Origin of the sequence: Haladaptatus sp. AB618 (assembly GCF_024136965.1) — an archaeon.
In the GTDB taxonomy this organism is placed as follows: Archaea; Halobacteriota; Halobacteria; order Halobacteriales; family Haladaptataceae; genus Haladaptatus.
The window spans coordinates 676,926-695,177 of the sequence record NZ_JAMYJX010000001.1 but is presented as its reverse complement, the minus strand read 5'-3'; the positions used below and the strand labels follow the sequence as shown (position 1 = coordinate 695,177).

Below are 18,252 nucleotides of genomic sequence, written 5' to 3'. Positions count from 1 at the left end.
GGCTAGTAGGTCAATTTTCCATCCATTTCGTTCCAGTTTAAAATCACTGTTGTACTCGTTGTCAGTTGAACCCCTATTGTTGTCTCACCTAACTGTCCGATAATGATGAATAATGGCGATAGTTCGGCGAGGTTCGAGGTTCGGTGAAGCTATTTGCCCCACGTTCGGGGGGAATGGTCTCGTCTCGCGGGCGAACCGTCGTCCTTTACAAATCTCCCGACGATGAGACGAACGAATGACTCGGTCCCGAATCGAATCCGTCCGCCTCCGATGGCTCCTCGTGATTCTCGTCGCGACCGTCATCTGTTACTTCTCGGTGTTCGCGTCGCCGGACGTCGGCGTGGAGAAACTCGGTCCTCTCGGGGTCGTCGGCCGGGACAAGTGGTTTCACGCGAGCGGCTACGCCGTGCTCGCCGCCACCATCGCCGCCGCGCTCTCGGCGTCTCGCCCCGACTATCGACGGGTCGTGGTCTTCGCGGTCGGGGTCGTGGCGGCCGTCGTCTTCGGTATCGCCATGGAGATTGCACAGATACCGGTCCCTCGGGACCCGTCGGTGTGGGACGCGCTCGCCGACACGGTCGGAGCGGTCGTCGGCGCACTGGCCCTCACCTGCTCGCGGCGCGTCGCCCGACGAGACGAAGCCGATTTACGCTCGTAACCGTTTTCTCCGACAATGAGTACGCCGACGCCCGAGAGCTACGAGCGGGGCAAGGGCATGGACGCCCACAACTCCGTGATGCGCGATATTCGCGCCCGGAAGGAGAAGCACTACGACCCACACGAACCGACACGGGTGTGGTTGGACGAGGACAACACGCCTGACGGCGTCTACCAGAGTTTGACCATCATCCTCAACACCGGCGGCTGTCGCTGGGCACGCGCCGGTGGCTGTACGATGTGCGGGTACGTCGCCGAATCGGTCGAGGGCGGCAGCGTCCCCCACGACGCGCTGATGGATCAGATCGACGTCTGTCTCGAACACGAACGCGAGGGAGCAGACGAGAAGAGCGGCCTCATCAAAATCTACACCTCGGGGTCGTTCCTGGACGAGCGCGAAGTCGGCGCGGAGACGCGGAAGGCCATCGCCGAGACGTTTTCCGACCGCGACCGGATCGTCGTGGAGAGCCTGCCGGACTTCGTCACCCCCGAGAAGCTACGGGACTTCCGCGAGGAGGGACTGGAGACCGACGTGGCCATCGGGCTGGAGACGGCGAACGACCGCGTTCGCCACGATTGCGTGAACAAGTACTTCGACTTCGACGATTTCATCCAGGCCAGCGAGAACGCCGCATCGGTCGGAGCGGGTATCAAAGCATACCTGCTGATGAAGCCGCCGTTTCTCTCGGAACCGGAAGCCGTCCAGGATATGAAGGAGTCCATCCGGAAGTGCGCCGAGTACGCCCACACCGTCTCGATGAACCCGACGAACGTCCAGCGGTACACGATGGTCGACGAACTGTACTTCCGGAACGGCTACCGTCCACCGTGGCTCTGGAGCGTCTGTGACGTGCTGGAGGACACCGCCGACGCCCCGGCAATCGTCGTTTCCGATCCCGTCGGGCACGGTAGCGACCGTGGCGCACACAACTGCGGCGAGTGCGACGACCTCGTCCAGAAGGCCATCAAGGACTTCGACCTGCGCCAGGACCCCTCCGTGTTCGAGGAGGTAAGTTGCGAGTGTGAGCACACGTGGGACGCGGTCATGGAGCGGGAAACGAGTTATAGCCTCCCGCTGGCCCGGTAGTCAGGGCCGACTTATCGGGGCTACGGCGTGGATAACAAAGTACGTTCCACGCCATTCATCGGACGGGGGGATGGGTACCAGCCCGCAGTGATGACCAAGACAGGGGGAACGTACGAGACGGTGTTCTGTTCGAACGGCTGGGTGGAAATCCGACACCCGGAGCGAACCGCGGAGTGGATAGCTACGGACACGCCGACCGAGGTACAGCGCTGATGTACGTCGAACCGGTCGCTCTGTGGCCGTTCCTCCTGCTTTTCGTCGGCGTACTCATCGTCAGCGCAGTGTGGAAACTGCTGACGCGATAGACGGACTGAAACCAACGTCCTCGAACACTTCCGCCACGCTCGTTTCGTCGGAGAAATTTTGGTACTTTTACGGGGGCAGTTGCTGGGAAGACTTCCTCGAAAACCCCCGCCCGCTCGCGGTCGCTGTGGAAGATATCCGTGCTCTCCACACAACCCGCGCGGATAGGGCCTCCACAGCGACTAAACGATGCGCGAGCGGACGGCCCCTTTCAATCCACCGTCGGAGACACGCTCCGACGAGCACCCGTTCGCAAGCTCACGGGGACACCCAAACGACAGCACCACAACCGCCCACACGCCTCCCCAGCCGATTCCCTCGCTCGTTCTACTCGCTCAGTCATCCCTCGCACGCGTTTCTCGCGCGCGCCACTCGCTTGGACGGGCGAGGGCTTTCGGGATCTGCCTCCTAGCAACTGCAATCACGAAATCACCAAACATATCTCGTCGTCACTGACGACTGACGAAAAACACGAAGATCACGGCTTATCACGTTTATCGAAGACGTATTTCTCGAATCAGAGTTTTCGAGCCATCATGACTTCGTCCACGAACTCGTCGCCGACGAGGTAGTGGTCCGGACGGACGGCCTCGGTCTCCCAGCCGTAGTCCTGCAGCAGTTCGATGGCGGTTTCGTTGGTGGCGGGGAGGCTCTGGTAAACTTTGGTGAAATCCGTCTCAGTGGCCCAGTTCATCGCGCGTTCGAGGAGTCGGCCGCCGATGCCGTGTTCACGGTAGGGGCTTCGGACGCCGACGGTCAATTCGGCGGTGTGGCGCAGTTCGTCGAGTTCCGGCGCGTCCAAGTGGACCCATCCGGCGACTTCGCCGTCGTTCTCGCCGCCGGTGACGGTAGCGACGTAGAACATGCGCGAGCGGCGGTCGTTGCGCCGGAGGAGCGCACCCTCGTCGCCGATGTCGGCCGCGACGCGCTTGGCGGAAATCGACGCGCCCTCGTCGGCGACCTCACGAATCGCGGTTTCGATGCCCCGCCAGTCGGACTGGTGGGCTTGCCGGATTCGGTACGACAGGTCGGTTTCGTCGTACTCCTCAACGTCGTCGTCCATCGCGAGGTGAAGTTCCCCTTCGCTCTGGACGAGGAGACCGGAATCCACGAGCGCGGCGACGGAGTTGTGGAACTCCTCCGCCGGGATTCGAACCCGTGGCTCGGTCGTACCCGAGCGGGCCGGTTTCGACCCGGACGGCGAGTCGATTCGGACCTCGTCACGAACCTCCCCGATGGTGGCCGCCCCGCTGGTCTCGACGTGGTGGTAGATACGTTGTTGAATCGCGTTTTCGAACTCGAGGTCGGCAGGTGCTCCCATAGGAGAGGGTACCACCCCGAGGGGATTTATTATTTATCGCCTAAAAAGTCGCGGCTCGAATTATAAACTCGCGAACGAATTATAAATTCTGAGCGAATCAGCCTACTTTTCTTCGACGTGTCGAACCTCGGTGGCGATGCCACGGGTGGATTCGACCATTTCAGGGCCACTCATCTCGGCGCGGCCGATGGCGAACGCCTTCGGGCCTTCGATGACGACTTCGTCGCCGGGGCGGATGTCGTCGTCCGCGTCCACGACGCCGGGTGCAAGGACGCTTCCGTGGGGGGCAAAGGCGTCGATTTCGACGCGCTTGACCGGCGCGCCGCTCTCGACCCAGTGGCGTGCACCGTTGAGCGTGAACGAGAGGGTTCCGTACTGGGGAACCATCGCGGCGAGTTGCTCGCCGTCGTCGTCGTGCACGCGCAGTTTCGGGTAGCGACTCTGGATGTTGAGTTCCGAGAACAGTTCGTCGCCCGCGCCGTCGCCGAACTGGTAGTCGGCCATCGCCCGGACGGTGTTGTGCTGTCGGTCGCGCTTACCGTACTTCGATTCGCCGGTCAGGGTGCTCGCGAGGTTGGCGAGCGATTCGGTCGTCGTCGGGTGGTCCTCGACGGTGTACTCGAACGACATTCCGAGGGCATCCTCGACGCGCTCACAGATGTCGCGGTAGCCTTCCCCGGGAACGTGCGCGATAACTCTCGGGTACTCGTTTCGCTCCAAGTACCGCCGGAGGACTTCCGCGACGAACTCCTTTTCATCCTCGCTCCAGCGACCGGTCACGACCGAATCGTAGTGCTGTGCGGGATAGGTGAGTTCGAGTTCCTGCGGAACGACGCCGATGGGACTCGTCATCGACACCTTATGCGCGCGGAACTGGATGGCGTCGTGGTACTGACCGTGGCTCTGGGATTCGCTGTAGGGCTTTTTTGCGGAGCAGGGAAGAAGGACGAGCGGGCGGTCGAACCGGTTTCGATAGCGCGTCGTCACGCGGTCGGCGAAGCGCTGAATCTCAACGCGGCGCAGGCTGTCCTCGGTGGCGGCCGCGAGTTCCGAATTGCGGATGACTGGGGTGCGTTCCTCGATGTAGCTCCACTCCTGGTCGAACTCTCTGAACGCCGCGGTGAGCCACTGCTCGTGGCGGGCCTGCCCCTCGATGTAGTCCCGGAGTCGCCCTGCACGGATCCGCTCGCGAACGATGGCCAACTCGGCTCGGAGCGCGTTGACGTTGTGTTCGACGCAGTGTTCGCGCGTGAACTCGTCCAACGGACGCTGGCAGGCCGGGCAGGAACACGGCAGTTCGTGGAGGTCGTCGAGATAGTGCTGGCCTTCCGTGGTGAGGTACTTGCCTTGGGTTCCCTTGACGACGGCCAAATCGGAGTCCACGAGGTCAACTCCGGCGTACACCAGCGTGGCGACGTTTTCCGGCGTGGCGACGCCCGACAGCATGAGCGCGCTGTCGCCGGGAATCGCCTCGCGGGTTTCGATGACGGCGTCCTTGAAACCCGCTCCGTGGCCGACGAAACCACGTGCGCCGGAGAGAACGTAGGCGTCGGCACCGAAGTCCTCGGCCGTCTCCGGGGAGACGACGGCGGCGCTCGGGAACTCCACGTCCGGATACTCGACCGCGAACGACTCCATCACTTCCTCGTCGGTGCCGCTCGGGAACGCGCGGTGTGGCAGTACGGTCAGTTTCGACTCGTCACCTTCCGGCACGTCGCGCTCTTTGAACCAGAGGCTTCCGCCGTCGGAAACCACATCGTCAGCGAGTCCGGGCGTGGTCACTGACTCGGAGAGGCGAAGTTCCCCGATTCGGGCCGCCCCGTCGCGGCCGTGAACCTCGAAATAGTCGGTCATACCCGTGTTTCGGGGAAGCGGATTGAACTATCTTGCGTAACTCCACGAGTTCGTCATCGAGACCGCGATGTCCGACAGGAGCCGTGACCCTCTCGAACTATCGTTTTCGAAAAAAAGCGACGACTGGGTGGATACGATGCTTACTCACTGCCCGCGTTCGCTTCCTGACTGGTCTCCGTCCGGGTACCGGAACCGGTGAACGTCGCGAACCCGGCGAGAACCGCGACGACGACGCCGACGACGATATCGTTCCAGAACAACAGGGCGGTCCCGCCCCAGATGAACGCGGACGCGATCATCCACAACCCGAGCAGCGTGTTGAGTCCGTTGCTCCAGTTCGCCGGTGAATCGCCATTCGTCGCGCTATACACGCCGTACGCGCCGATGATGGTGATGGCTGCTCCGACGATGATGTCGTTCCAGAAGCTCGCGCCACTGGCCGACCAAACGAACGTCGGGATGAGGAACAGCCACAACCCGAGCAGAACGTTCGCACCGGACGCCCATTTCGACGGTGTAGATTCGTTGGTCGAACTCATTGATAGTCACCTCGTACCGGGTTTCCCGGCACTCCTATTACGGTATGCGTCCGGAGGGGAACTCTGGCTTCCATGGCAGGCAGTTTATCCGAACGACGAGGGGTCCAAAGCTCCGTGGAGTAGCCACGCTACTGATCGCGAGAAGTAACGGTCGAAGAGAAGGACAGCGTAGCCGTCGGGTCGAAGTGAGTTGACGCCGCCACCGACCCGGATGGGCCACGCTGGTCACGGGAAGATACTCGCCCTCCACAGCGAGTCCGTGACAGCCATATAAGTTGTCCAGTACCGGGACCCATACCATCCCGGCACCTGAAATAAAGGACGGACCCCGACCCAATGGTTTCGCTTTCGAATTAATGGAATATATATGCCACCGAGGATCTGCGGTCGCTCAAACGGTCGAGAGGTCCACGGTTCGCACCGCATCGGGAACGACGGAGAGCGCCGAGTCGGGCCAGCCACGGTGTGCGAGCGTGAACGCAGTCTCCGGGTTCTCCTCGACCAACCGAGCCACGCCGTGGGCCGCCGACTCGTACCCCGCCGTGTCCATCCGATCCGGAATCTCGGCGGTGAGCGGGTACGTCTCCGAGAGCGCACGCGGGAACGGACCGAACGGCGGGACGACGTTCCACGATTCGTCGTAGCGACTGCTCGGGTTGCCTTCGGTCAGAAGCACCCGACCCTCGGGATTCAGCCGTGAGAGTCGCTGGTGGTGGCGAACGACTTCCGGCCGGGCCGCGCTCTCGCCGGAGAGATAGAAGAAGGCACCTTTCGAGGCGGGGTCGGTGCGTTCGAGTTGCGCCGCGTGGTCGCCGAGCGCCCGGTAGCCGTCGAGCATGGCCGGGTGGGCACGCGCGCGGTTCTCGACCAGTTCGAACAGGTTGCCCGTCCGAATCGCCTGCTTGATGGTCCGGATTTCCTCGAAGGTGACGTGGAGGTTGTGCTCCGCCAGCAGTCGCTCCCGCTCCTTGTCGCCACGACTTCGGATCTCCGCGGGCGTGTGGTTCGCACAGATCGGACACGAACAGGGGAAGTAATCGAGGTCCTCCAACTGCTCCGTCCCGCGAACCGTCAGATAGCGGTCGTCGCGGGCGTACAGCGCGTACGCCGCCGAGTCGAACAGGTCACAGCCCATGGCGACCGCCAGCGCGAACATCATCGGGTGGCCAGCACCGAACAGGTGCACTGGCGCGTCCGCACCCAGTCCGCGTTTTGCCCCCGCGACCACGTCCACCATGTCGCCGTAGCGGTACTCGTTCATGAGCGGGACGACCGCACCGACCGGGAACACGTCCAGCGAGGTGTCCTCCGCGTGGCGGCCCGCCGCCTCGCGCAGGTCGGGATACGTCGACCCCTGTACCGGAGCGTTGACGAGCATGTCGCCCACATCGACCGTCTCCGCGAGTTCGAGGCGTTCTTGGGTCGTCGCGAGTTCGTCCTCCGCCTGTTCGCGGTCCACGTCCGGCGGCGTCGGAATGTCCACCGGCGTTCCGATGTCCGAACCGATGTCGTGTTGGAACTGCAGGATTTCCTCGGTCGTCACCGTGATTTCGCCGTATTCTGCCAACTGGAACGACCCCGAGTCCGTCATGATGGCCCCGTCGAAGTCCAGCAGTTCGTGCAGGCCGACATCGAGCGCCTCGTCGCGGAAATCCTCGCTCTTGTAGAGGATGTAGGAGTTCGTGATGAGGATTTCCGCGCCGAATTCGGATTCGAGTCGCGAGGGTTCGACCGTCTGCATGTGGGGGTTGACCACCGGCAACAGCGCTGGCGTCTCCACCGTCACGCCCGCCCGTGGGACGGTGAGTTCGCCGATTCGACCCCCGCCGTCCTGGTCGCGGATCTCGAAGTTCTCTCTGCTCATTACCCGCGATTGCAAGAGCGCGTGGGTAAGGGTTGCGCTACGGGATGGACGATGGATTCGATTCGTTGGGTGGTCGTTTGGGGCTGTTTCCGGATGTTCACTCTGAACTGGGGTGTTTGGTAGTTTTATCGAGAGCACAGCATCTTCGAGGGAGACGGAGAAAGCCCCCGCCCGCTCGCTACGATGAGTCAGAATTGATCTTGGTCGGTTTGTGATTGCAGTTACCAAGAAGCAGACCGCCCCGAAAGCCACCGCGAGGAACGAGCGGGGAGTTGAAAGACGAAGTCTTTCAGAAGTCCCACCCCGACCACTTCCGCACCACACCCCTCCCCAACCGATTCGCTTCATGCTCAAAAATCGGAGGTTTTTGGCATCGCCAGAAGCCAACGGCTTCTGGCTGGAAGTCAGAACAGCTGTTCTGACGGCATCACGAAAATCGAAGATTTTCGAATGACTCCTTGTCAGTCGTTCCGCTCATCCCTCGCACGATAGCCAGCAGGACCGAGGATAGCGTTCATCCGAGGGCGTGCTGGCCCGCGCACCACCCTGTTGGACGAGCTGATCGATACGAACAGCCGCTGCGGTACGCGAAGTCCTCGTGAACCGGGCGGGTGGGGCTTTCGAGGACCGCTTCCCAGCGAGTGCAATCGCAACCGAATCGAAATCACCTCGACGAAGCGAGCGTGACGAAGTCTCCATCTCAGCAGCAGAAGCCGCGGAAGAATCGAAAACGTCGGTTCGTCGCAAGTGTACAGGAACCGAACCGCCACCAACTCACGAAACACCCATTTCTCACCATCGTGATAGCGGGATTTTTACCCTGCGGGTCCATCCCACCGGCTATGAACGAAGCCGAACTCGCGGAAAAAATCGATCACACCGTGTTGGGACCGGAGACGACCCTCTCGGACGTGAAGAAAGTGATGAACGAAGCGGAGGAGTACGGAATGAACGCGTGTATTCCGCCGTGCTACGTCGCCGAGGCGGCCGAGTACCAACCGGACGTGACGCTCGCAACGGTCGTCGGGTTCCCGCACGGGCAGCACGCGACGGACGCGAAGCGCGAGGAAGCGGTGGTCGCGTGGGACGACGGCGCGGACGAACTGGACATGGTCATCAACGTCGGACGACTGAAGGCGGGCGAACACGACGCGGTGCGGGCGGATATCGAGGACGTCGTCGCCGCCGTGCCGGTCCCGGTGAAGGTCATCATCGAGACGGCGCTCCTCACCGACGAGGAGAAACACGATGCCTGCCGGTTGGCGAAGGAGGCCGACGCGGCATTCGTCAAGACCTCGACTGGGTTCGCCGACGGCGGCGCTGAAGTCGAGGACGTGAAACTGATGGCGGAGTACCTGCCGGTCAAAGCCAGCGGCGGTATCGGCGACTACGAAAAAGCGAAGGCCATGCTCGACGCCGGTGCGGAGCGCATCGGCGCGAGCAGCGGCGTGGAAATCGTCGAGGATTTCCGCGGATAGGCCGCGAAAACCCACCCATTTCTCAGTCGTCGTCGCTCGGTTGCGGACTGGGCGTGCCCTGTCGGGCGCTGCTCATCCAGCCGTCGATGTGCTCGGCGACGTAGTCCCGTCCGCCCCAGCCGAACGCCACACCGGCACCGATGGCGATGGCGGCGGCGACGCCCCACGCGAGGGCGCGAGCGAAGAGGTAGAGGATGCCCACGTCGATTCCCATCGTATCGAGGCCGATGACGATGGCGGTGAAGTACAGGAACATCCGGGTACCCGTGGCGAACCACGTCGTGTAGTCGGTGTGGGTCGCCGCGCGGGTTCGCATGATGGCGTCGCCGATGAAGTCGGCCACGACGAAGCCCAGCACGATGACGAGCAGTCCGGCGATCAGCGCCGGAAGGTACGAGACGGCCGTCGAAACCCACAGTGACAGCGTGGAGATGGCGAGCACGTTCGCCGCCGCGAGGATGGCGAGTGCGTAGATGAACCACGCGGCGAGTTTGCCGAACGCGCCCGACACGGCGCTTTCCGTTCCGCCGAGCATCCGGCCGAGCGGCGTGTCGAGTACCATTCTGTCGAGTTCGATCCTGTCGGCGATTCGGCGGACGACGGCGGCCGCGCCGCGACCGATAACCCAGCCGATGAGAAGGATGACGATCGCGCCGACGAGACGCGGAAGCAGTGCGATGAACCCCGAAACGGGGTCTTGGACCCATCCCGGGAGCCCACCAGCTTGTAAGACGGTGCTTGTGACGAGTTCGTGTTGTGTCATTTTCGGTCTCCCCCACGCAGTCGCGTGGTTCACCCGTTGGTTGGGCTACAGCCAGTTTGTTGTTGGCCGCCTAAATCGTGCGAGTAGAGGGGTAACGTCGAATGAATCCGGTTACGATTCTCATCGAATGGTGTCCGAAAAAGGGAACGAAATCCGGAATACTGACAGAATAAGGACAATCTGAGCGCGAAACGGCGTGACCGAAAGAGTCAGCCTTCTCTGTGATTTCGGTCGTCTCCGCGTGCAGGGACACGAACCATTACCGTCGGATGCGAAACCGATGACAGGATTTGGGGAAGATTCAGTCCTCTCGGAGCGCGTACAGCATCGACGAAGTCTTTCCCCTCCGTGGTGGCGTCGAACGGCGTTCCGCCCGTGATGGCGAATGCATCCCGGATCGGATTCTCGAACTCGCGTTTCCAGCGCTTCGCCGAACCGGGTGTCCCCGACGCCCGAGTTCTCCATCGCGGAGTGTGCACGCATCACACCGTTTGCGGCACGAACGCCACCCAATCGTCGCCCTTTTGCCCGCGTAGGCGAAAGCGAGGAGTGAATGGCCCGGTATCACATCGAAACCTACGGATGCACCTCGAACCGAGGTGAGAGTCGCCAGATAGAGTCCGCGCTGCGCGACGCTGGCCACTACCGTGTCGAGGGACCAGAGGGTGCGGACGTCGCTATCATGAACACCTGCACCGTCGTGGAGAAGACGGAGCGGAACATGGTTCGACGGGCCAAAGAACTGCAATCGGAGACGGCGGATCTCATCATTACGGGCTGTATGGCGCTCGCACAGGGCGATGAGTTCAAAACCGAGGGCGTGGACGCCCAAATCCTCCACTGGGACGACGTGCCCACGGCCGTCACGAACGGCGAATGTCCGACCCCCGGCCCCGGCGTCGAACCCGTGCTGGACGGCGTTGTCGGCATCCTCCCCATCGCCCGCGGGTGTATGTCGAACTGTTCGTACTGCATCACGAAGCACGCGACGGGCAGAATCGACTCGCCGTCCGTCCAAGAGAACGTCGAGAAGGCCCGAGCGCTCGTCCACGCGGGCGCAAAGGAACTCCGGATCACCGGACAGGACACCGGCGTCTACGGATGGGACCAAGGCGAGCGGAAACTCCACGTCCTGCTCGACCGCATCTGCAACGAGATAGAGGGCGACTTCCGGGTTCGGGTCGGCATGGCCAACCCGAAGGGCGTCCACGGCATCCGCGAGGAACTCGCGCAGGTGTTCGCCGAGAACGACGAGTTGTACAACTTCATCCACGCGCCGGTGCAGTCCGGGTCGAACGACGTGCTCGGCGACATGCGCCGTCAGCATCAGGTCGAGGAGTACGTCGAAATCGTCGAGACGTTCGACGAGTATCTGGACTACTGGACGCTCTCGACGGACTTCATCGTCGGCTTCCCCACCGAAACCGACGAGGACCACGAACAGAGCATGGCGCTTCTGCGAGAAACGCGCCCCGAAAAGCTCAATGTCACCCGGTTCTCCAAGCGGCCGGGGACCGACGCCGCGGACATGAAGGGTCTCGGTGGGACGATCAAGAAGGAGCGCTCCAAGGCGATGTCCGAACTCAAGATGGACATCGTCGGCGCGGCCTACGACGACATGGTCGGCACCGAAAAGCGTGTGATGGTCGTGGAGGAAGGCACCGGTGACTCCGTGAAATGCCGGGACGGAGCCTACCGACAGATCATCGTCCAGCACGCCTCCGAGCACGGCATCGAACCCGGCGACTTCCTCGACGTGGAGGTCACCAGCCACCAGACCGTCTACGCGTTCGGCAAACCGGTCTGAAACGTCGATAGCGGGGGTTTCGGCGAGTTCTCTATCGTTTTCTTCGAACGAGCGCGTTCTGTTTTCCCGCGATTTCAGTAGCGACTCCGATACCGGTCCAGAAATCACCTACCCGGTCACGCGAGCGATGCTCACGTGATCAGGCGGACGGTTTCGAGGTATACATCCCTAATTGAATAGTTCCTTAACTAGTCAATTATGCGTATATCGGGGCGACCAGGCTCCTGCGGTGTTTCCGCGGTTGCTGTAATCGCGAGGGAATCGAAATCCTCTCGAAATATCACTCCGCCCATGCACCAAAATATCCCAGACAGAAAACATATATCGGGAGACGAAACATTCGAGAATATGTCCCCCACGAACCGACGGGAATTCCTCGTCGTCGCCGGTGCTCTGTCCGCCGGTTTTGCTGGCTGTCTCGGAGACGCTTCCTCGGGAGCGGACGATTCCGCCTCGTCCACGAAGACGAACGGCACGACGGATACGATGAGTTCGACCACGACCGCCGACGAACCGCCCCAGAAAGCGTCGTTTTCAGTCTCTGATTCGGCGATACGGGCCGTCGGCGACGCGTGGGTTGCCGTTGTAAACCCGACGGTTCGAAAAGCGGTAGAATACGAAGCCGTCATGGGATCAGGTGGGGTTCTCAGTCCGGACGAGAAGCAGTTCGTCGTCGCCGAAATTCAGAGTCAAGACGGTGAAACAGTCAGTGCGAAAGGAAAACCGGAGTACGACGCCTTCGAACTCGTCGTGGACGACGAAACCTATCCGGCAAACGATGTCGGCGGAATCGGTGCCGGGAGCAGACGGTTCGCGGAACGTGGTGAGGTTCGTTACGACATGGGTTATGCGGACGAATCCGATGTCGGCTGGATCGCCTTCGAACCGCCGTCGCCGCTCGACGCGAGCGAGGCGGCCATTCGGTGTCGGTACGACGACGACAGCGCCGAGTGGTCGCTCCCCGACGACGCGGTGGCGAAACTCCCCAAGCCTGCCCCGAAGTTCGAACTCCAGTCGTTCGACGCGACGATGGAAGGTTCGAACGCGAAACTCTCGTTCGCGGCGAAAAACGTCTCGAAGAACGACGGACGGTTCCTCGCGGCGCTGTACTGGCCGACGGACGAGATGTACGACGACGACGAATCGACAATCATCGAGCGCTCGGTGGAGGCTGGCGGGGCAGTCGAGTGGTCGAAGGAGTTCGGGACGGAGTACACGACCGGGACGGTGACCGCTCGCATCGATGGGGCCGTGACCGGAACCGCGAAAGTAGACGTCGAGGAGTAGAACGAATATCGGAGCGGCAGGCCGAACCGCGGACGATAGGTATCGAGGAACGGCAGTCAGTTCCCGCTTCCGGTCGTTGTCGTCGTCTCGCCACCGGACGTCGTCGTCGCTTTGCTTCCCGTCGTCGTCTTTCCGCTACCGCCGTCCGTTTCGTTGGTTTTCGTCCCGCCGTTTTCCGAACCCTCCTTCACCGTGACGGAGCCGACCATCCCGATCGAGCGGTGGGGGTTGCAGTAGTAGTGGTAGTAGCCGGGGACGTCGAAGGAGTGGGTGTAGCGATAGCCGTCGTGGTACAGTTTTCCCTTCCCGCCGGGCGTCCCCTCCCAGTTTGCGTCCTTGGGTTGCTTGTTGACGACGATGTTGTGTCTGTTCGATTTCCACTTCCACGCGACCGTCGTTCCGGTGGTGATCGTGAGGTTTTCGGGGTCGAACCGGTAGTTGCCGTTCGCACCGACGACCACAGTCGTGTCCGCAGGAGTCTTGTCCGGCTCAGGCTGGCTGCTCGAACAGCCAGCGAGCGTCGCGCTGACGACCGTCGTTCCGGTCGCCTTCAGTAGCATCCGCCTGCTAAGAGAGGGAGTCATGAGAGTACGTTCGTCACTCTCTCCTCTCGATAAAAGAATACTGATACCGATTCTCAGATACTGAAAACCCGAAGGGCGTTTCTCCTTAGTTTATTGCTACGACGACCCATCCGGTTGTCCCTCCTCGTCGCCAACCGACGTCTCCGCCAACCTGTCGGCCTCGGCGTCGGCTTTCCACTCGCCGAGTTCCTTCGGGTCGATATGGATGAAAACGTCGTCCACGTTTGGAATGTCCCGAATGGTGTTCATCAGGTCGGTTTCGATGTCGTGGGCTTCGATGAGCGTCCGGTCGCCTTCGACCTCGATGTGCATGCTCACGTCGATTTCCGGGCCGACGTAGTGGGCGACGACGTCGTGAACGCCCTCGACGTCAGGATGTGAGAGCGCGCGTTGGACGATGGTCGCACGGAGGTCCTCCGGCGGTGCGCGGCCGACCAGGTAGTCCACGTTGTCGCGGACGATTTCCCACCCGGTGTACAGAATCCCGAACGAGACCACACCCGCCGCGAGAGGGTCGAGGACGGGAAATCCGAACCGAGCGCCGAGCACACCGACGAGGGCCGCCGTGGCGGTCAGGATGTCGTTTCGGTTGTCCAACCCGGCCGCGACCACCGCGGGCGAGTTGACCGCGTCACCGACTCGCAGGCAGTAGCGGTAGAGTCCGTATTTCACGACGCCCGTACCGACGAGGACGACGACAGCGAGAACGCTCGTCGTCGTCGTGATGTCGCCGGAGAGGATCGAGGTCCCGGCCCGCCACAGCACCAACCCACCCGCCGAGAACACGCCGAGCGCGACGAACAGCGAGACGAACGGCTCGATTCGCTCGTGCCCGTGCGGATGCTCGAAGTCCGGCGGTTGCGTCGTCAGGTACAATCCGGCGAGGACGACGACGCTGTAAATCGCGTCCGAGAGGCTGTTGATGGCCTCCGAACCGACCGCGAGGCTCCCAGTCTGGAACCAGACGGCTCCTTTGGCGACGGCTAAGAGGAGGTTCGCCGTGAGGATGATGGCTCCCGCCGTTCGAATCGCCCCCGCCCGATTCATCGTTCGTGATTGGACCGCACGCCGTATGGGTATGTCGGCGGTCGAGTCGTTGGCGACGACCGCTCACTCCTCGAACGAAACCGCCGCGTCCGGGTTCGGCACGGTCGCACCTTCCTGTTCGGCGAACGCGGCGTGCAGTTTCTCGTAGGTGTCATCGAGCCCCTCCACGATGACTTTCGTGTCCGCGATGACGGGCATGAAGTTCGTGTCGCCGCTCCAGCGCGGGACGACGTGCGTGTGCAGGTGGTCGATGGACCCGCCGCTCCCCTCGCCGATGTTCAGTCCGGCGTTGAAGCCGTCCGGACCGAACGCGGCCTCCATCGCGTCGAACGTCCGCTGTTTCAGGTGTGCGTGGCCGAGCAATGTCTCGTCGTCGAGGTTCGCGTAGTCGCTCTCGTGCACGTCCGGAATCACCATCGCGTGCCCCGGGTTGTACGGGTAGTTGTTGAGCATGACGAACGCGCAGTCGTTACGCGCGACGACCAGATGTTCCCGCGCGTTTTCACGACGCGGAAACTCGCAGAAAACACAGCCGTCGAACTCCTCGTCGCTATCGCGCTCGACCCACTCCATCCGCCACGGTGCGAAGACCTGTTTCATATCGGGATGTCGTCGGGGGACGGTTTAGGTTTTCAGACTCGTCTCGGGGGCAGTCCCGAAGCGAACGAATTCCGCTCGAAACAGCGGTTATAACTGATTTAAGCCATTCATAACCGTATCGAAAGGAACACTTACCGGAATCGAACCGCCGTCACGACCGGCGGAGGACGATGTCAGAGAGACGTGACAACAGTATCTTTTCAACCGATGGCTCCGGAGGAAGGAGTAACGAATGTATCTCATCATCGTCGGCGCGGGCGATATCGGCTCGCAACTCATCGGCATTGCGACACAGGACAACAACGACGTGGTGGTAATCGAAAAGGACGCCGAGCGGGCGGAACGCGCGTCGGTGGAGTTCGACTGTCTCGTCCTCCATAACGACGCGACGATTCTCGACACGTTGGAGGAAGCGGGGGCGAACCGCGCGGACGCGCTCATCAGCACGACGGACCAGGACGCGACGAACATCATGGTCTGCCTGCTGGGACAGGAACTGGAAATCCCGTCGCTCGTCTCGGTGGTGCACAACACCGAGCACATGAGCATTTTCCGCCAACTCGGCGTGAACGTCATCGAGAACCCACAGCGACTCATCGCGAACTACCTCTATCGGGCAGTCAAACGCCCGTCCATCAAGGATTACATGAAGGTCGGCAAGAAGGCCGAAGTGTTCGAAATCACGGTCGATTCCTACGCCCCCATCGCCGGTCTCACGCTGTCGGATGCGGCGGACGACGGGTTGTTCGACGAGGGAATGCTCGTCGTCGCTATCGACCGCGAGAACGAGGTCATCACTCCCCACGGAAACACGAAAATAGAGGGCGGCGACGTGGTCACCGTCTTCTCCGAAAACGGTGCGACGCCGAAAGTGACCGACATCTTCGGTCACTACGAGGACCACGGCTGAGATGGTTCGACGCAATACGGTCGCGGGCGTTCCGGCGCACCTCGCAACCATCCTTCGGGACGTGGGTGCACTCGTCCTGATACAGGCCGTGATGATGACGTTCACCGTCCTCGTCGCGCTGGCGTTTCGGGAGTGGTACGTGGCACTTGCGTTCCTGCTCTCCGGGGGAATCACGGCCGGAATGGGGGGTGCGGCCCGGAGGCTCTTCGGGGACGCACCCGATCCGGTGATGAAACACGGGATGGTCATCGCCGCCGGAGGGTGGTTCGCCACCGCGGTGTTCGGGGGATTGCCGCTGTTTCTCGCCGCACACCTCACGCCGGTTTCGGTGATGAACACCTACGTTCCGGTCGGGGCGGAGTATCAACCGATCCAGGTCGGCGGTGCGACCACGATGTCGAGCCTCGCGTACTTCCAAAACCCGCTTCACGCGCTGTTCGAGAGCATGTCCGGGTGGACGGGGAGCGGCCTGACGATGGCGGTACACGAACCGTCGTTGCCGCGGGCCGTCCAGTGGTGGCGGTCGTTCATCCAGTGGGTCGGCGGCGTCGGCGTTATCGTCCTCACGACCGCAATCCTCGCTCGACCCGGGAGCGGGAGCTACGCGCTCTACCGGGCGGAAGCACGGGAGGAGCGGATTCACCCGAGCATCATCCACACCGTCCAGACCGTGTGGCGTATCTTCCTACTCTACACCGCGATTTCCGTGGCGGCGCTGTTTCTCGCCATCCTCGTCGCGAAGCCGGAGTTATCGCTGTTCGACGTCTTCTGGCAGGCACTCAACGAGGCGATGACCGCGCTTTCGACGGGTGGGTTCAGCGTGACGGACAACTCCATCCAGTCCTACGATTCGCCGTTGGTCGAAGGGGTGTTGCTCCCCATCATGACGCTCGGTGCAATCGCGTTCCCGATTCACTACGTCATGCTTCGGAACAGGGACGCGAAACCGCTGATTTCGGACACCCAGACGCGCTGGCTGTTCATCCTCTACGTCGTTGGCGTCCTCGGCCTCTCCATCCAGAACATCGTCGCGCTCCCGACTGCGAGCAAAGCGTTCGACGCGGTCGGTTGGGTCGGGCTCGGAAACTTCGGAATGTCACCGATGGCGGCCGACGCGGCCCGCGATGCGACGTTTCAGTTCGTGAGCGCGCTGACCTGCACCGGCTTTCAGTCCTCGGATATCGGGAAGTGGAGTGCCGGTGGGAAACTCATCCTCAGCGCGGCGATGGTGCTCGGCGGGGCCGCCGGGAGCACGGTCGGCGGCATCAAAATCATCCGTGGCTACATGATAAGCAAGGGGATTCAGTGGGAGTTCACCCGTGTCTTCCTCCCCTCTTCGGCCGTCGTCAACGTCCGAATCGGAGATCGCGTGCTCAAGCGAGAGCAGATGTTCGAGGAGTTCAGCGAGGCGTCCATCGTGAGTATGCTGTGGATAATCCTGCTAATCTCGGGAAGCCTCGTTCTCGTCAACGTCGCGCCGGGGCACGGTTACGCGGACTCGCTGTTCGAAGTCGCCAGTGCACAGGGGAACGTCGGGCTTTCGACCGGAATCGTCGGACCGACGATGTCGTCGCTCGGCGAGGGGATGCTCGTTCTCAACATGTGGGTCGGCCGTTTGGAGATAATCCCGGTTCTCGTATTTCTCCGCTCGGCCGTCCTCGGACTTAACCCCTAATCAGGTATTTAAAGTATTCGGCTGTTGTAGAGTGTTCCAGCCTCATTAACGGTTCAGGGAGCTCTATAAACGAAATGGGACACTCAGAATCCGTAGAATGGCAAAATCGCAAGACGGCGTTCGAATAAACGGTTCGAACGCCACCCAACAGAGAGGGGTTTTTATGCTCGTGTCAGGGCTTGTATGAACCGAGCAGGAAGTCACGATGGCAACAAAAAATCAGGGGTTTTCGGCAATGGTAGAACTGTGCGATAACTGCGGCCGCGAGACGTCACACGAGGTCTCCGTAGAAATCCGAACCGAGAGCAAAAAACGGGAAAACGCCGAGTTCTCCCGGGAACCGTACCGAGTCACGCGATGTCAGTCGTGTGGTGAGGAGAAAAGCCAGCGGATGAACAACGCGTAATCGAATAGCAGATTCTCGTCGGTGGCGGCCCTATTCTCGATCCGGTTCGCAGCACGTGTCACCGGAATAT

At 61.8% G+C, this 18,252-nt stretch carries 17 protein-coding genes; 9 read left to right on the top strand and 8 right to left on the bottom strand.

What is annotated here, in order from left to right:
- Positions 1 to 235 precede the first annotated feature (235 nt).
- The 3 genes from NKF26_RS03645 to NKF26_RS24035 all read left to right on the top strand — a co-directional run bounded on the left by NKF26_RS03645 (position 236) and on the right by NKF26_RS24035 (position 1,957).
- A complete protein-coding gene (locus tag NKF26_RS03645) occupies positions 236 to 658 on the top strand; it encodes a VanZ family protein (protein WP_253225387.1) in 423 nt (140 codons plus the stop codon).
- Between the two features lie 15 nt (positions 659 to 673).
- Positions 674 to 1,744 carry an archaeosine biosynthesis radical SAM protein RaSEA gene (locus tag NKF26_RS03640; protein ID WP_253225386.1) on the top strand — a complete coding sequence of 357 codons (1,071 nt, stop codon included), beginning with the start codon at positions 674 to 676 and terminating at the stop codon, positions 1,742 to 1,744.
- A gap of 90 nt (positions 1,745 to 1,834) precedes the next feature.
- Entirely contained in the window at positions 1,835 to 1,957 is a 123-nt protein-coding gene (locus NKF26_RS24035; protein ID WP_256486587.1) for a hypothetical protein, read from the top strand.
- Positions 1,958 to 2,564: 607 nt separating this feature from the next.
- Here the strand turns inward: NKF26_RS24035 and NKF26_RS03635 are convergent.
- The 4 genes from NKF26_RS03635 to tgtA all read right to left on the bottom strand — a co-directional run bounded on the left by NKF26_RS03635 (position 2,565) and on the right by tgtA (position 7,625).
- The gene (locus tag NKF26_RS03635; RefSeq protein ID WP_253225385.1) at positions 2,565 to 3,368 is read right to left on the bottom strand and encodes a GNAT family N-acetyltransferase; all 804 of its coding nucleotides are present in this window, start codon (positions 3,366 to 3,368) and stop codon (positions 2,565 to 2,567) included.
- 102 nt (positions 3,369 to 3,470) lie between these two features.
- Positions 3,471 to 5,222 (bottom strand): archaeosine synthase subunit alpha, encoded by a 1,752-nt coding sequence (gene arcS, locus NKF26_RS03630; protein WP_253225384.1) that lies wholly within the window; start codon positions 5,220 to 5,222, stop codon positions 3,471 to 3,473.
- Positions 5,223 to 5,362: 140 nt separating this feature from the next.
- The gene (locus tag NKF26_RS03625; RefSeq protein ID WP_253234000.1) at positions 5,363 to 5,761 is read right to left on the bottom strand and encodes an SPW repeat protein; all 399 of its coding nucleotides are present in this window, start codon (positions 5,759 to 5,761) and stop codon (positions 5,363 to 5,365) included.
- Positions 5,762 to 6,152: 391 nt separating this feature from the next.
- A complete protein-coding gene (gene tgtA, locus NKF26_RS03620; RefSeq protein ID WP_253225382.1) occupies positions 6,153 to 7,625 on the bottom strand; it encodes a tRNA guanosine(15) transglycosylase TgtA in 1,473 nt (490 codons plus the stop codon).
- An 842-nt stretch (positions 7,626 to 8,467) separates the two neighbouring features.
- Here tgtA and deoC point away from each other — a divergent pair.
- The gene (gene deoC, locus NKF26_RS03615; protein ID WP_253225381.1) at positions 8,468 to 9,103 is read left to right on the top strand and encodes a deoxyribose-phosphate aldolase; all 636 of its coding nucleotides are present in this window, start codon (positions 8,468 to 8,470) and stop codon (positions 9,101 to 9,103) included.
- Positions 9,104 to 9,125: 22 nt separating this feature from the next.
- Here deoC and NKF26_RS03610 read toward each other — a convergent pair whose 3' ends face one another.
- Positions 9,126 to 9,866 carry a hypothetical protein gene (locus NKF26_RS03610; RefSeq protein WP_253225380.1) on the bottom strand — a complete coding sequence of 247 codons (741 nt, stop codon included), beginning with the start codon at positions 9,864 to 9,866 and terminating at the stop codon, positions 9,126 to 9,128.
- A gap of 553 nt (positions 9,867 to 10,419) precedes the next feature.
- Between NKF26_RS03610 and NKF26_RS03605 the strand changes: the two genes are divergently transcribed.
- Together NKF26_RS03605 and NKF26_RS03600 are read left to right on the top strand one after the other, a co-directional pair.
- Complete coding sequence (locus tag NKF26_RS03605) at positions 10,420 to 11,673, top strand: tRNA (N(6)-L-threonylcarbamoyladenosine(37)-C(2))-methylthiotransferase (RefSeq protein WP_253225379.1); 1,254 nt, start codon at positions 10,420 to 10,422, stop codon at positions 11,671 to 11,673.
- A 348-nt stretch (positions 11,674 to 12,021) separates the two neighbouring features.
- A complete protein-coding gene (locus NKF26_RS03600; RefSeq protein ID WP_253225378.1) occupies positions 12,022 to 12,960 on the top strand; it encodes a hypothetical protein in 939 nt (312 codons plus the stop codon).
- A 56-nt stretch (positions 12,961 to 13,016) separates the two neighbouring features.
- Here the strand turns inward: NKF26_RS03600 and NKF26_RS03595 are convergent, their stop codons facing one another.
- The 3 genes from NKF26_RS03595 to NKF26_RS03585 all read right to left on the bottom strand — a co-directional run bounded on the left by NKF26_RS03595 (position 13,017) and on the right by NKF26_RS03585 (position 15,191).
- Positions 13,017 to 13,544, bottom strand: coding sequence for a plastocyanin/azurin family copper-binding protein (locus NKF26_RS03595; protein ID WP_253225377.1), 528 nt, complete (start codon positions 13,542 to 13,544; stop codon positions 13,017 to 13,019).
- A gap of 96 nt (positions 13,545 to 13,640) precedes the next feature.
- Positions 13,641 to 14,591, bottom strand: coding sequence for a cation diffusion facilitator family transporter (locus tag NKF26_RS03590; protein WP_253225376.1), 951 nt, complete (start codon positions 14,589 to 14,591; stop codon positions 13,641 to 13,643).
- A gap of 63 nt (positions 14,592 to 14,654) precedes the next feature.
- Entirely contained in the window at positions 14,655 to 15,191 is a 537-nt protein-coding gene (locus tag NKF26_RS03585) for an HIT domain-containing protein (protein ID WP_253225375.1), read from the bottom strand.
- A gap of 232 nt (positions 15,192 to 15,423) precedes the next feature.
- Between NKF26_RS03585 and NKF26_RS03580 the strand changes: the two genes are divergently transcribed.
- The 3 genes from NKF26_RS03580 (at position 15,424) to NKF26_RS03570 (ending at position 18,182) form a co-directional block, all read left to right on the top strand.
- Complete coding sequence (locus NKF26_RS03580; protein ID WP_253225374.1) at positions 15,424 to 16,101, top strand: TrkA family potassium uptake protein; 678 nt, start codon at positions 15,424 to 15,426, stop codon at positions 16,099 to 16,101.
- A 1-nt stretch (position 16,102) separates the two neighbouring features.
- Complete coding sequence (locus tag NKF26_RS03575; RefSeq protein ID WP_253233999.1) at positions 16,103 to 17,776, top strand: TrkH family potassium uptake protein; 1,674 nt, start codon at positions 16,103 to 16,105, stop codon at positions 17,774 to 17,776.
- 205 nt (positions 17,777 to 17,981) lie between these two features.
- The gene (locus NKF26_RS03570) at positions 17,982 to 18,182 is read left to right on the top strand and encodes a hypothetical protein (protein WP_066141277.1); all 201 of its coding nucleotides are present in this window, start codon (positions 17,982 to 17,984) and stop codon (positions 18,180 to 18,182) included.
- Positions 18,183 to 18,252: the final 70 nt, after the last annotated feature.

Coding starts and splice junctions, on each gene's coding strand:
- NKF26_RS03595 (WP_253225377.1), bottom strand. CDS start 13,544: ATGACTCCCTCTCTTAGCAGGCGGATGCTACTGAAGGCGACCGGAACG.
- NKF26_RS03610 (WP_253225380.1), bottom strand. CDS start 9,866: ATGACACAACACGAACTCGTCACAAGCACCGTCTTACAAGCTGGTGGG.
- NKF26_RS03645 (WP_253225387.1), top strand. CDS start 236: ATGACTCGGTCCCGAATCGAATCCGTCCGCCTCCGATGGCTCCTCGTG.
- NKF26_RS03570 (WP_066141277.1), top strand. CDS start 17,982: ATGGCAACAAAAAATCAGGGGTTTTCGGCAATGGTAGAACTGTGCGAT.
- NKF26_RS03580 (WP_253225374.1), top strand. CDS start 15,424: ATGTATCTCATCATCGTCGGCGCGGGCGATATCGGCTCGCAACTCATC.
- NKF26_RS03575 (WP_253233999.1), top strand. CDS start 16,103: ATGGTTCGACGCAATACGGTCGCGGGCGTTCCGGCGCACCTCGCAACC.
- NKF26_RS03590 (WP_253225376.1), bottom strand. CDS start 14,591: ATGAATCGGGCGGGGGCGATTCGAACGGCGGGAGCCATCATCCTCACG.
- NKF26_RS03600 (WP_253225378.1), top strand. CDS start 12,022: ATGTCCCCCACGAACCGACGGGAATTCCTCGTCGTCGCCGGTGCTCTG.
- tgtA (WP_253225382.1), bottom strand. CDS start 7,625: ATGAGCAGAGAGAACTTCGAGATCCGCGACCAGGACGGCGGGGGTCGA.
- arcS (WP_253225384.1), bottom strand. CDS start 5,222: ATGACCGACTATTTCGAGGTTCACGGCCGCGACGGGGCGGCCCGAATC.
- NKF26_RS03605 (WP_253225379.1), top strand. CDS start 10,420: ATGGCCCGGTATCACATCGAAACCTACGGATGCACCTCGAACCGAGGT.
- NKF26_RS24035 (WP_256486587.1), top strand. CDS start 1,835: ATGACCAAGACAGGGGGAACGTACGAGACGGTGTTCTGTTCGAACGGC.
- NKF26_RS03635 (WP_253225385.1), bottom strand. CDS start 3,368: ATGGGAGCACCTGCCGACCTCGAGTTCGAAAACGCGATTCAACAACGT.
- deoC (WP_253225381.1), top strand. CDS start 8,468: ATGAACGAAGCCGAACTCGCGGAAAAAATCGATCACACCGTGTTGGGA.
- NKF26_RS03625 (WP_253234000.1), bottom strand. CDS start 5,761: ATGAGTTCGACCAACGAATCTACACCGTCGAAATGGGCGTCCGGTGCG.
- NKF26_RS03640 (WP_253225386.1), top strand. CDS start 674: ATGAGTACGCCGACGCCCGAGAGCTACGAGCGGGGCAAGGGCATGGAC.
- NKF26_RS03585 (WP_253225375.1), bottom strand. CDS start 15,191: ATGAAACAGGTCTTCGCACCGTGGCGGATGGAGTGGGTCGAGCGCGAT.